General features: G+C 68.1%; 11 protein-coding genes and 1 tRNA gene. 7 read left to right on the top strand and 5 right to left on the bottom strand.

All coding sequences use genetic code 11. The features are described from left to right. The first annotated feature begins 3 nt into the window (after window positions 1-3). Window positions 4-783, top strand: a complete 780-nt coding sequence (locus GC150_16515) for a hypothetical protein (GenBank protein MBI1386512.1) — start codon at window positions 4-6, stop codon at window positions 781-783. 137 nt (window positions 784-920) lie between these two features. Further along, entirely contained in the window at window positions 921-1484 is a 564-nt protein-coding gene (locus GC150_16520; protein MBI1386513.1) for an HNH endonuclease, read from the top strand. A gap of 35 nt (window positions 1485-1519) precedes the next feature. Here the strand turns inward: GC150_16520 and GC150_16525 are convergent, their stop codons facing one another. The 3 genes from GC150_16525 to GC150_16535 all read right to left on the bottom strand — a co-directional run bounded on the left by GC150_16525 (window position 1520) and on the right by GC150_16535 (window position 4247). After that, window positions 1520-1729, bottom strand: coding sequence for a hypothetical protein (locus GC150_16525; protein MBI1386514.1), 210 nt, complete (start codon window positions 1727-1729; stop codon window positions 1520-1522). 1299 nt (window positions 1730-3028) lie between these two features. Then, window positions 3029-3541 carry a disulfide bond formation protein B gene (locus tag GC150_16530; protein ID MBI1386515.1) on the bottom strand — a complete coding sequence of 171 codons (513 nt, stop codon included), beginning with the start codon at window positions 3539-3541 and terminating at the stop codon, window positions 3029-3031. Window positions 3542-3599: 58 nt separating this feature from the next. Then, entirely contained in the window at window positions 3600-4247 is a 648-nt protein-coding gene (locus GC150_16535) for a DedA family protein (protein ID MBI1386516.1), read from the bottom strand. A 206-nt stretch (window positions 4248-4453) separates the two neighbouring features. Between GC150_16535 and GC150_16540 the strand changes: the two genes are divergently transcribed. Further along, window positions 4454-4540: transfer RNA gene (locus tag GC150_16540), tRNA-Leu, on the top strand. A gap of 123 nt (window positions 4541-4663) precedes the next feature. Next, window positions 4664-5719 (top strand): D-alanyl-D-alanine carboxypeptidase, encoded by a 1056-nt coding sequence (locus GC150_16545; GenBank protein ID MBI1386517.1) that lies wholly within the window; start codon window positions 4664-4666, stop codon window positions 5717-5719. Between the two features lie 47 nt (window positions 5720-5766). Here the strand turns inward: GC150_16545 and GC150_16550 are convergent, their stop codons facing one another. Then, the gene (locus tag GC150_16550; protein ID MBI1386518.1) at window positions 5767-6096 is read right to left on the bottom strand and encodes a hypothetical protein; all 330 of its coding nucleotides are present in this window, start codon (window positions 6094-6096) and stop codon (window positions 5767-5769) included. A gap of 137 nt (window positions 6097-6233) precedes the next feature. On the opposite strand from GC150_16550, the gene GC150_16555 reads away from it, so the two are divergent. Then, window positions 6234-6470, top strand: a complete 237-nt coding sequence (locus GC150_16555) for a hypothetical protein (GenBank protein MBI1386519.1) — start codon at window positions 6234-6236, stop codon at window positions 6468-6470. 56 nt (window positions 6471-6526) lie between these two features. Here the strand turns inward: GC150_16555 and GC150_16560 are convergent, their stop codons facing one another. Beyond that, window positions 6527-7195, bottom strand: coding sequence for a CAP domain-containing protein (locus tag GC150_16560; GenBank protein MBI1386520.1), 669 nt, complete (start codon window positions 7193-7195; stop codon window positions 6527-6529). Between the two features lie 435 nt (window positions 7196-7630). Here GC150_16560 and GC150_16565 point away from each other — a divergent pair, with 435 nt between their 5' ends. Together GC150_16565 and GC150_16570 are read left to right on the top strand one after the other, a co-directional pair. Further along, window positions 7631-8728 carry a hypothetical protein gene (locus GC150_16565; protein MBI1386521.1) on the top strand — a complete coding sequence of 366 codons (1098 nt, stop codon included), beginning with the start codon at window positions 7631-7633 and terminating at the stop codon, window positions 8726-8728. Further along, window positions 8701-12333 (top strand): DUF853 family protein, encoded by a 3633-nt coding sequence (locus GC150_16570; protein ID MBI1386522.1) that lies wholly within the window; start codon window positions 8701-8703, stop codon window positions 12331-12333. Before GC150_16565 ends, GC150_16570 begins: the two co-directional genes overlap by 28 nt. Window positions 12334-12346: the final 13 nt, after the last annotated feature.

Genomic DNA, 12346 nt, shown 5'->3' on the forward strand with positions numbered 1-12346 from the left:
GGTATGCAGTCGCGCGAGCTGACCGTCGGGATCATCGGTGTCGGCCACCTGATGCGCCATCTGGTGCCGGGAATGTTGCGCACGGCCTCGCCGCCCCGCCTGCTGCTTGGACCACGCAGCCGGGCCGATGCCGAAGCACTCGCCAGCGCACACGGCCTCGAGATCGCTGCCGACAACGCCGACGTGGTTTGCCGCTCCGACCTCGTCGTCGTCGCCGTGCGCCCACCCCAGACTGAGGAGGCGATGACCGGACTGCCCTGGCGCGCCGGCCAGACGGTGCTCTCGCTGATGGCGGGTGTCACGCTCGAACGGCTGGCCCGCATCGCCCGGCCGGCAACCGTGGTGCGCGCCATGCCGGTCGTCGCCGGCCTATATGGCGAGAGCGCCACCAGCCTCCACCCCGAGAATGCGGCCGCCCGCACCGTGCTGACGCCCCTCGGCGCCGTGGTCGCGCTCGAGACCGAGGAGCTGTTTGAGAAGGCCTCGATCCTCGGCGCCGGCTATGGCTGGCTGCAGGTCCTCGCGAACGACATGATCGCTTGGCTCGAATCGGAGGGGATCGAACCGGCCGCCGCCCGAACCCTGGTTGCCCAGACCATGCGGGCGAGCGCCACCACGCTGCTCGAGCGCCGCGAAACGACGCCCGGTGAGCTCGTCGCTGAACTGATCTCGCCGGGCAGCCTCACCGGCCAGGGCCGCGACATCCTGATGGACGACGACTACTTTCGAGGCTGGCGCCACGCCCTGGACGCGATCCGCGACCGCCTTCTCGCCACCGGCTGAGGCGCGATTTCCCCGCTTCTTGGCGATCTCCGGGACGTACCGGACCCCCGGCTTCACAGAGTTGACACGCGGCTCTAGTATCCGGCCCGTGAGTAGGCCTCGAATCAGCGACGTGCTCGCATGAGAGAGGGTGACCGATGATCGCAGCGGCGATGCAATCGCCGGAAAGGTTCCCGGCACTGGTGCTGAATGCCGACTATCGGCCTCTCAGCTACTACCCGCTGTCGCTCTGGAGCTGGCAGGACACGGTGAAGGCGGTCTTCCTCGACCGTGTCAACATTGTTTCGGAGTATGAGCGTCGAGTATCGAGCCCGACCTTCGGGATGCGTCTTCCGAGCGTCGTGGCCCTCAAGAGCTACGTGAAACCGGCGCTTTACCCGGCCTTCACCCGCTTCAACGTGTTCCTTCGCGACCGCTTCCAGTGCCAGTATTGCGGCGACCGCGACGAACTGACCTTCGACCACGTCATTCCGCGCTCACGCGGCGGCCTCACTCGTTGGGACAACGTCACGACGGCGTGCGCTCCGTGCAATCTCGCCAAGGGCGGCACCATGCCGCACGTCGGGGGCATGATACCGCGCCAGATGCCCTATCGCCCGACGGTCTATGAACTGCATGCCAACGGCCGTCTCTTCCCGCCGAACTACCTGCACGAAAGCTGGCTCGACTATCTCTACTGGGACAGCGAACTCGAACCGTAGAGCCTTGCGGTGTCGGACGGGCGGGCCGTCGTCGTTCAAGCCGCGCGAGCGGGCCGGCAGAGCGCCGCGGCGATGTCATCGACCGCCGCGCTCCAGTCGGTGCGCGCCTTCTGGCGACCGCGTACGCCGAACGCGGCGAGTGCGTCGGCCGGGCTGCCCCCATCGCGGAAGATGCGCGCGCACATGAGGCGTGCATAGCCGACCGCCTGATTCCACTGTGCGGGATCGTGATTGTCGCGTTCCATGCTCGTGCTCCTTGGCCGGGCCCCGCGCGCGTCGCTCGGGCCGTGTTCGATGGATGGGCGATGGCGGATGCGACCAGGGGAGCCAACCCCACAACGCAAAACCTGTTCAGGCGAGGTTCGCAGCAATCGATAGGACTCGACCGATCCCATCCGCCAACTCGATGGACCAGCGAGCCGCCAGCCCGAATTCTGTGCTGCGACCGAGCAAGGCTCGGCCGCAGCAGCTTCGGCTCCCGTATGAACGCGGAACGACGGGACCGATCGTTGGACGGACCGCGGGATCGGCGTCGAAAGGGTTGGGGGGCAACCGCTCTGGGGACGCCCGATCGGGTGGGGCCCGTCGGAACGCGGTACGCAACGGTTACGCTACTGGAACACGGTTACGCGGTACTGGGTGACGGTCGGGGCATGGAACGCGCCGACGATGACCGGACCCGATCCGCCCGGCTTGCGGCCGGCGGTACGCTTTACGCGGTACTCTCTACGCTCCCCGGGGCACCCCGTTCGGAGCACGCCCTGGAGTTCGCGCGGACCCGGAGCGACCCGCCCCGGCCCGAAACCTTCGCCACGATGCTCAGTGCACCGCGACGGAAACCATTGCGGCATCCGAGTGGAGCAGCGAGACCTGCCCCGGTCCGACCGGCGCGACTTCCACCAGACCGGACCGTGACACCGCCCGCGCACCCGGCACAGCGCCGCGAACGCCACGCAAAACCCGCGCCTCGAGGCCAACCGAGAGCTTTTCGGCCCTCTGCCTCGCCCTCCGGCTCCTGAGTTGCTCGATCGAGCAACTCAGGCGCAGCCGGGGCTTCAAGTCCTGGTTCGACGGCATGGGGGACACCGACGAACCATCCTCCGCTCTTTTCTGCTCCGATCCCGGAACGGTCTTGGGCGAATGACGCGACGCGACGAACTCGACACCACACCGACGAGACAGGAACACCACGGCGGAGCAGCCCTTGGCTTTGCCAACCGGCGACGGGCTCTGGGGGAAAGCCTGGCACCGCAACTCGGCAACGATGGATTGATCTGATGTCGTTCGCATCGGGCCGCTCCTTACCGAACGCGTCGCCAGCGACTTGGGGGGGGTGTCGTCGGCGACGGTTGGAATTAACCGTAGCACTGGGGCCACAATTGGCAGGGAATGCGACCGAGATGGGGTATTTCGCTTGACAAACGTTCATCTTCGCTGGGCTGATTTGCCCGGCGCCCGCGCCAACCTGATGAATCTATTCGAGCTTTAGGAAAGGGCCTCGTAAGGTCCGCGTATCGGGTCCGCCGCGGGCGCGGCACCCTTCGTCAGACGGCTCGGGCCACCCGGGCGGCCGCAACGGCCGCAAGACCCACCGCAACGAGGCTGATCACCGCGTTCCAGCCGGCGAATGAGAGGCCGAATATCCGCAACGGCGCCTCATCGCAGCGCACCACCGATTCGCTGGCCATCCCGTCGAGCAGGCTGCCGACGGATCCCGAGACGGCCGCCTCGCCCCCGCAGGTGGTCGGGCCCGCCCAGAATTTCCACTCGACGCCCGCGTGATAGATGCCGAGCCCCGTGTTGATCGCAAAGCCGATGGCGACCGCCACGAGGAGCCCGATCGCAGCGTGGCGCCAGCCGCGAGACGCCGCCAGGATCGCCACCAGCGTCGCCGGTACCGCGAAATAGTAGGCATAGCGCTCTTGCAGGCAGAGCGGGCAGGGCCGGTAGCCGCCGATGTGCTCGAAGCCCAGCGCCGCGAGAATGGACGCGAGCGCGACGACGAAGAGCACCAGCGCTGGCGCCAATGCGCCCGAATCTGCCCTGCCGACAGCCATCGTCGCCACCCTTCGACGGTGCGGCCCACGCCGCGCCACACCTCTTTCACCTCGTGCGTCAGTGCATATAGCGCAAGACGAGGAAGCCGCCGATCAGGAAGATGAAGAAGATCGCGGTCATGAGCCCGAGCCGCTTTTCGATGAACGCGCGCACGGGCGGCCCGAAGAGGTAGAGGAGCGCGGCAACGAGGAAGAACCGACCGCCCCGCGAGATCAGGCTCGCCGCGACGAACACCGGCAGGCTGAGGCCGACCGCACCGCTCGCGATCGTGAAGACCTTGTAGGGAAGCGGCGTGAATCCGGCGGCAAAGACGATCCAGAACCCCCATTCCGCGTAGAGTTGGCGAAAGCGCCCCCAGGCGCTCTGCGGGTTCGCGGCATCATAGGTCGCCGGATCGAAGGCCGGATGGCCGGGCTCGTCGAGACGCCACTTCGGATCGAAGACGTCGAGCAGCACATCGCCGACGACGTAGAGGAGGCTCGCGCCGATGAGATAGCCGAGCAGCCCGCCGGCCACCGAGGCCACCGTGCAGATCGCCGCGTAGAACCAGGCCTTCGCACGCTGGGCCACCACCATCGGAATGAGCATGACGTCGGGCGGGATGGGAAAGAACGAGCTTTCGGCGAACGAGACCACCGCCAGCCAGAGACCGGCGAGGCGATGGGCGGCAAGGGCCATGCAGCGATCGTAGAGGGCTCTGAGCATGCCGCCCAAGTAGCTGCGCCGGTCGCCCCTGTCCATGCCCGCAGCACCCCACGTCAGCGGCAATGGAACACCGTCCCCATGGCAATCGCGTGTAATGCTCTGTTAACCGAAGCACCGTCACCTGATCGGCACCCGGAAAGACAATGATCGCTCGCGTCGGCGGCAACGGTTGACGACGCGGCCCGCCAAGATATCTTCGCGGCACTGCCCCTGTGGCGGAATTGGTAGACGCGACGGACTCAAAATCCGTTTCCTTCACCGGAGTGCCCGTTCGAGTCGGGCCAGGGGCACCATCCGCAGCCACCGCCGGGAGCCCCGGCCCGTATGGGCCGAGAAATCCGGCTGGCGGCCCGAGGCACCGGGAATGCGACCGTCCGCGGTGGGCGGATGACGACGAGCGTGGGGGCCGCGAAACGATGCAAGATGCGAATTCCCCTCGGACCTGGGCACGGCGGCTCGCTGGGCCCCTCCTGGCACTGGCACTGAGCCAACTCGCCGCAGGCGCCGCCCTCGCCGGGCCGATGCTGCTCTATGAAGTCGGCAGCGATCGCGTTCTCTATGCCGATGAGCCGGACCGGCCGTGGCATCCCGCCTCGCTGACCAAACTGATGACGGCCTACATCGCCTTCGAGGAATTGCGTGCCGGCCGCCTGACGCTCGACACCGCCCTCGTTCAGTCCGCCAACGCCCACAAGGAGCCCCCGAGCAAGATCGGCCTGCCGGTCGGCGCCACCATGTCGCTCGACCTCGGCCTGCGCGCGCTCATCATCAAGTCGGCCAACGACGTCGCGGTGATGATCGGCGAGCGCATTTCCGGCAGCGAGGGCGCCTTCGTTCAGCGCATGAACCAGACCGCCTCACGCCTCGGCATGCTGCGCACGCGGTTTCGCAACCCCAACGGGCTGCCCGACCCGGCTCAGGTGACGACCGCGCGGGACATGGCGCTGCTGACGCGCGCCATCATCCACGACTTCCCAGAGCGTGCCGACCTCTTTGCCCAATCCCGGATGCGGATCGGCGACATTCCGCTACGGTCGCACAATGCGCTGCTGGAACGCTTCGAGGGCGCCGATGGCATGAAGACCGGCTTCATCTGCGCCTCGGGCTTCAACATCGTCGCCAGCGCCTCGCGCAATGGCCGCCGGCTCGTTGCCGTCGTGCTCGGCGCTTTGACGGCACCCGAGCGGACCGAACGCACCGGTAAGCTACTCGAATACGGCTTTCGTGCCGCCGGCTGGCGCGGCGTGTTGGGCGCGAACTCGCTCGACGCCCTGCCCCGTGACCCCGCCCGCGCCGTGGCACCTCGCAACGTACGCGGTGAGGTGCGGGTCGGCACCTGTGGTTACCGCGCCCCGGCAACCGCCGCCGCCACCAAGCCCAAAGCCAAGGCCAGGGCCGCGAGCGCCACCGGCAACGAGAACGCCCCCGCCCGGCGGCGATCCGGCGCAAGCGGCAGTGCCAACCGGCGCTAGCGTGGCGCCCCTTCGAACGAAGGCACGCGCTTGTCCGGCGGACACCCTCAGACGATGAGATCGAGATCCGTGCCCTGGTCCTGGCACCCAGGCCCACTCGGCCCCTGGTGCGGCCGCCTCTGCGACGGCTCGCTGGGCGTCTCCTGTCCCTTGCGCCCCTCGATGGACGGAGTTGGATCGGCTGGCGGCTGCGCCCCCGGGTTGGCCCCGTCAGCGGCCTTCGGCTGCGTGCCCTGAACGGGCAGCATCATCGCGGCTCCCTCGCCGACCGCGAGCACGAGGGCAATGCCCGCCACCACCACGAAACGAGTGAAGATCGAGGCCCTCGGCCTCGCCCTCCCCCCGGAACTGCCAAAGGCACCTTTAGCCTCGGTCATGGCCGCTCGCTCCTTGCCAGGTCGGCTCGACTGTCCAGCAACCTTAGCAGGATTGTCCGCCCGGGTCGAAAGCGCCAGCGCTCGGACTGGCATCGGGCTTGCTCTTGTCCGCTGCAATGATGATCCGGAGCCAGCACATGCCACTCTCGCAGAGCAATATCAGACAGCAAGTCAAGCGCGATGCCTCGTTCGACCACCTGGCACTGGTGCTGGAGGCGCGCCACGGCGTCCATGCCGCCGAGGTCGCGGATTTCTTCGCCTCGGTGCACGGCCAGCTCGGTGACCACACGCGCTCCCTCGCCTGGGACGCGGTCGCCGATACGGTGCGCCAGCGCGAGGCCGAGCGCATGGCCGAGGGCCCCGAGCGCTACTGAAAAGCGGGGTGGGGAGCGGCGCACCCGCCCGACGGCCTGCCCGGCCGGGTCCCGCGTCAAAGCGTTGCGCCGAGCACCAGCGTCCAGAAGGTCTTGAACTCGGTGCGCTCGTCACGAACCAGTGCGATGCCAGCGTGATGGGCATCTTTGAGCAGCAGGTTGCGGTTGTGCGCCTCGCTCTCCTTCCAGCCCTCGAACACCTCCGCGATGGTCGCCTGCCCGGTGCCCACATTCTCGGCCGCAACGCGCGCCGGATAACCCGTCCGCCGGATCCGATCCCACGGATTGGAGCCGTCCGAACCGTAATGCGAGATGCGATCGAAGCGGGCGAGGTCGGCCGAATGGTCCTTGGCCGCGCGCACGAGTTGCGGATGCAGCTTGAGCGGCCCGAGCCCGTGTGCCTTGCGATAGCCGTTGATGAGAGCGAGCGCTTCCTCGGCATCGAGCCTGGTATCGGTATAGCTGCGATCGGCGAGCGCACCACGCGGCGCCCGTTTCCAGGAGCCCTGCGGCGCGGCATCACGCGCTGCGACACGCGTCTCGTCGGCGTCGCGGCTCTTGCCCGATGAAAAGAAACCGAAGAGCCCGCCGCCGCCATCGGACGCATCGTCATCCGAAGCGCTCGACCCACCGCCCCCGGCAAATCCGAGCGAACCGGGGTTGAGACCAGTACTGCACGCAGCGAGCAGGACGGTCAGGAGCAAAGCCACGGCGACGCGAAACATACGAACCTCCGGCAACACATACCGGGCCAATACCGCGGTTAGGGTTAACAGTCCGTTGCAAGCTGGCGGGACTCCGTCGTGCCGCTGGCCGGCTCACCGGCCGCAGGCCCTCGAAGTCCCGATCCCATGCAACACCGGCCCGCCCGAGTGATGCAGCCGTCCGTCTTCTGCCCGGAAACGGTGGTGCGAGTTGGGCGCTTCGGCGGCATTCGCGTGCCGTTCCGGCCACGCCTTGCGGGCTTCGAGGGCTGCCACACCGTCCCCGCCTCCACCATTGGAGACGACCCCTTGGCGATTGCCGCCGCCTCCAGCACAATGACCGGAATGCGCGGGTGATTCGTTTTCATCATGCGCGACAATGACATGTGCCGAAACAGGCACGGTATGGGCACGGCGCTGCGGGTTGGCCCGACCCGACGCGGTGCGGATCGGGGGATGTCGGTGACGGAGCTTCAGGCAGCCGCGCTCATGGAGTGCGTGGCGCTGCGCATCCTCGCGGCGGGCGCCAAGGGGGTCGGGCGGCGCGCCATAATCGGCGACCTGGAACGGGCTTCGGGCGGCGGGCTGCGGCGCGAAGCGTTGGTGAGCGACGTCACCCTCGCGCTCGGTGCGCTCGAGAAGGGGCGAAAGGTGCGCCGCATCGGCCGGGCGCGTTTCGTCGCCGAGCCTGCGCTGGCGCGTTCACTGGGGCTCGGCGCGTTGTCGGCGGACTGGCGCGAGGCGCGTGACGTCCTCATCCCGGCGCGGGCGCTCGGGTTGTCCGTCGAAGAGGCGCGGGCCGCGGCGGCGGGTTTGAAGTCGGTCGCCGGCCTGCAGCGCCGCATCGTGAGTGCCGCATTCGGCCTCGACGCCGAGACGGGAGCGAACATGAGCCTACTGCGCAATGCCCTGGCCAAACGAGCGCTCGCCGCCGCCTTCGGAGAGCGGCTCGACGCCGCCCTGGACAAGGCGCAGCCACTGCCGGCCGACATCGGCCGCGCCCTCGCCAGCGAGTTGGCGCAAACACCCCGCCCACACGCGAGCGACGCCGCCCTGATCGCCCAGCTCGCCAGTGAGCAGGCCGGCGCCGAGGCATCCGATGCGCCCTCGCTGCGCCAGGCGCTCATCGCTCGCCTCCTCAGCGGCCGCCCGCTCGGACGTGCCCGTCGCGCCACCCGCCCGCGTCGCACGGGCGCACCCGGCTCGTCGCGGCGGGCCGACCCTGCCGTCGCCGGCGCGTTGCCGATACCCGAACTGCCGGACAAGGCGACATTCGATGCGGTCGTCCTCGCCCTCGCCCGCGAGCACGGCGAGGGCTGGCGCGGCAACCGAAAGGCCTACGTTTCCCATGTCTGGGAGGGTCTGAAGGAGCGCGAACCGGCCTGGGGCATGGACGAAGCCACGTTCAAGGAAATGCTGGCTGCAGCGCACCGCGAAGGTCGCATCGTCCTGGTCAATGCCGATCTGAGGACGGCCGACGCCATGCCCGAAATCCAGGCCTCGGCGGTGCGCTACCGCAACGCCGAATGGCATTTCATTCGCGTCATCGAGTAATCCGCGCGATCCGACGAACGGATCCCGGGCCGCCGGGCGGCTCATCGGCTCCATATCGACACGAAGGCCCCTTACGGGCGACGATCAGGAACGACATGTTGAAGCAGGCAACAATGCCGATCATCGACGCCGACAGCATCTCGGTGGTGCTCGAGCACTCGATCACGTGGGAGGACGACGTCTGGCGCGCCGACCCGTTCGACGTGGTCGAAGTGCACGCCGAGGCTCGCGCCCGCTATCGTGACCTCATCGGCCAGATCGCCGCGGGGCGTCGCGTGGCCTCGCGCATGCTGCTGTTCCACGGCCAGTCCGGCGCCGGCAAGACACACTTGGTGCGCGCCCTGCGAACCTACACCCACGAGAACGAACTGGGCTATTTCGGCTACGCCCAGATGACGCCGGACGTGGCCAACTATGCCGACTACTTCCTCGGCCGCCTCGTGCGCTCGCTGGAAAAGCCTTACGGCCCCAACCAGCGCAGCGGCGAGAACGGTCTCCAGCGCCTATCGCGCCGCCTTGTCGAGGATGCCGCTACCATCGACGAGGCCTCCTTGGAAATGCTTCGCGAGCACGACCTCTCGGATCGCGACCTCGCCCGCGTCGTCAGCGAGATCGCCAACGAGGTGATCGTCTCCGAGCGCTTCGCCGACCGCGAACTCGACCTCAACGTCGTGCGCGCGCTGCTCTATCTGCAGCGCCAGGACCCGCGCATCGACCAGCGCATCCGCCAATACCTCTTCGGGCGCCAGCTCAACGAATTCTCGCACGGCTGCGTGCGGGCGCTCGACCAGAACGAAGGCGAGGACCGCGCCTTCGAGATCATCGAATCGCTCGGTCTCATCATGGCCGTGGTCGACGATGCGGCGCTCGTCTTCTGCATCGACCAGGTCGAGGACCTGCGCTTTCACGACGACGCCGAGGAACGCTTCAAGCGCGCCGTCCGCGACCTCATCCAGATCGCCAACCGGGTTCCCACCTCGATCATCCTGATCTCGTGCCTCGGCGCCTTCTACGAGCAGGTTCGCGAGCATTTGCCGGCCTCCTACATCGACCGCATCGAAAAGACGACGCCGCTGCTGCTCTCGGAAGCACGCACCGCCGAGGAAGCCCGCCGCATCATCGACGCCCGCCTCGCCGCCGCCGAGATCGACGAGGGCGAGGGCCCGCTGACTGGTTTCGGCCTCTTCGGAGCCGGCTTCTTCGAGGAAATCGCCGGCCTCTCGACGCGCCGTGTGCTCGAGGCGAGCCTCATGAAATGGCGCGAAATGATGGGCGAGCCGGTCGAGCCTTCGAGCTTTCCGGAGCCCGGTGTACAGCCGGCCGCCGGCAGCTTGCAGGAGCGTTGGGAGCGTTTCCTCCTCGATTTCACCCTCGACCCCTCCCTCGAGGACGAGACGATCCGCGACATCGTCGCCAACGCCTGCCGTCTGGCGGCGGTGGAGGACCCGACATTCGTCGTGCAGGTCGAACCGCTCCCGATGATCGAGGGAGTCGGGGCATTGGACCTCGTGGTGGCAACCCCCGGCGCGCCGGGCGCGCGCTCGCGCCTCTACGTCTGCAACCGGACCGCTCAGGGCGGCGCCTTCAAGCGCCAGATCGAAAAGGTCATCGAGACCGCCGATGGTGGCGCGACGCTGGTTCTGCGCACCTCGGGCTTTCCGAGCCAGAGCAAGGGCGCGACCGCCAACATCCTGCGCCAGCTGCAGATGATCGGCGGCCAGCGCCTCCAGCTCCAGATGTTCGAATTGGAGCGCATGGCCGCCATCGTCGCCTTCGAGGCACAGACACGCCGCGAGCCGGGCTTCGAGGCATGGCTGCGCACGACGCACGTGCTGCGCGAGCTGGACGGTCTGGCGAGCATTCTCGACGGCCGCGCCGGTCCAGCCCGGGGGATCGGCTTCGTGCCGCCATCGGTCAAACCGGCCGGCTCCATGCCGCCGCACGCCGACCGTGGCCAGGTCGCCGTCCCTGTCGCCCCGCCCTCCGTTCATGTCAATTCGGTTCAACCGGCGGCCCGGGTGCCCGTCGCCAGCGTTCCGACCATCACCGCGCGCCCCCTCACGACCACGTCGCGAGACAACTGGTCCGGCGACTACGTCGAGGGTCCCTGGAGCCGGGCGGACGGCACGCTGCCACCCCTGCCGCTGCCGGGCGCGCCCGTGCGCCCGCTGATGCCGCTCGCCGGGGGTGCCGGCGGGCCTGTGCCGACCGCTCCGGTGACGCATCCCCCGGTGATCGACGCCACGCCCTCGGCGTTCCTCGACGACGAACCGAGCGAGGCGGAGATGAACCTCGGCATGGAGATGCCGGGAAATTTCACGGATTCGTTCTCGATCGGCCGCTTGCTGACGGACGAAACCCGCCAGGTCCTTTTGTCCAAGAGCATCCTGAAGCGCCACGCGGCGGTGCTCGGCGGCTCCGGCTCCGGTAAGACGACGCTCGCCCTTTCGGTGGTCGAGCAGCTCCTGCTCAGCGGCGTGCCCGTCATCCTGGTCGACCGCAAGGGCGATCTCTGCAGCTACGCCAACCCCGACGTCTGGCGCAGCCACGAGGGTGACGACGATTTGAGCGTCCGTCAGCGCGAAGAACTCGGCTCGATGATCGATGTCGCGGTCTACACGCCCGGCCGCACCTCCGGCCGCCCGATTGGCATCACGCTGCTGCCGAACGGAATCGGCGAGCTGCTCGAGCACGAACAGCAGGAGCTGGCGAACGTCTCGGCTCACGCCCTGAGCGAGATGCTCTACCTCGGCAACTCCCCGACCCATCAGCGCCACCGCGGCGTGCTGGCGGTCGCCCTCAAGGTCCTCGGCTCGCGCGCCACCCGCGAAGTGACCCTGGCCGAGCTGATCGCGATGCTCGAGGACGACGACGAGGAGTTGGTCGAGCAGACCCAGCGCATGGATCCGAGCGGCCGGCTGCGGCGCGACCTGATCGCACAGCTCGATGCCCTGCGCCATCGCAACTGGGCGCTCTTCGAGGGAGGCGGCGAGCCGCTCAGCATGGAATCGATGCTCGGCATCGGCCGCTATGCGCGCCCGGGTCGCACGCGCCTCTCCGTCGTCTACACCGGCTTCCTCGGCGACAACGAGAACATCCTGTTCTGGGTCTCGCAGTTCCTCAGCGAGGCATTGCGCTTCTGCCAGCGAAACCCGAACGAGGAACTCCAGGCCGTCATCATGTTCGACGAGGCCGACCTCTACATTCCGGCCAATGCCCGTCCGGCGACCTCAGAGCCGCTGCAGAGTTTGCTGAAGCGGGCCCGCTCGGCCGGCGTCGGCATCCTTCTGGCCACCCAGAGCCCCGGCGACCTCGACTATCGCTCGCGCGACCAGATCACCTCCTGGTTCATCGGCCGTGTCCGCGAGGAAACCGCCCTGCGCAAATTGCGCGGAGCCTTCGGCGCGGAAAGCGGCATCGACCCGATCCGCGTCCTGCCGAACCAGACCGTCGGCGAGTTCCACTTGATCCAGGAGGCAGCGGTGCGACCGATGAAGTCGCGCATGTCGCTGATCCGCGCCGAGCAGGTACCGTTCGAACGGGTCGAACAGCTTGCCCGCGAGACCAAGGGTCACGATGCCAAGCAGCTGCGGCTGGACATCTGAACGCGTGGCTGCG

This window comes from Hyphomicrobiales bacterium (assembly GCA_016125495.1).
Lineage (GTDB): Bacteria > Pseudomonadota > Alphaproteobacteria > Rhizobiales > RI-29 > RI-29.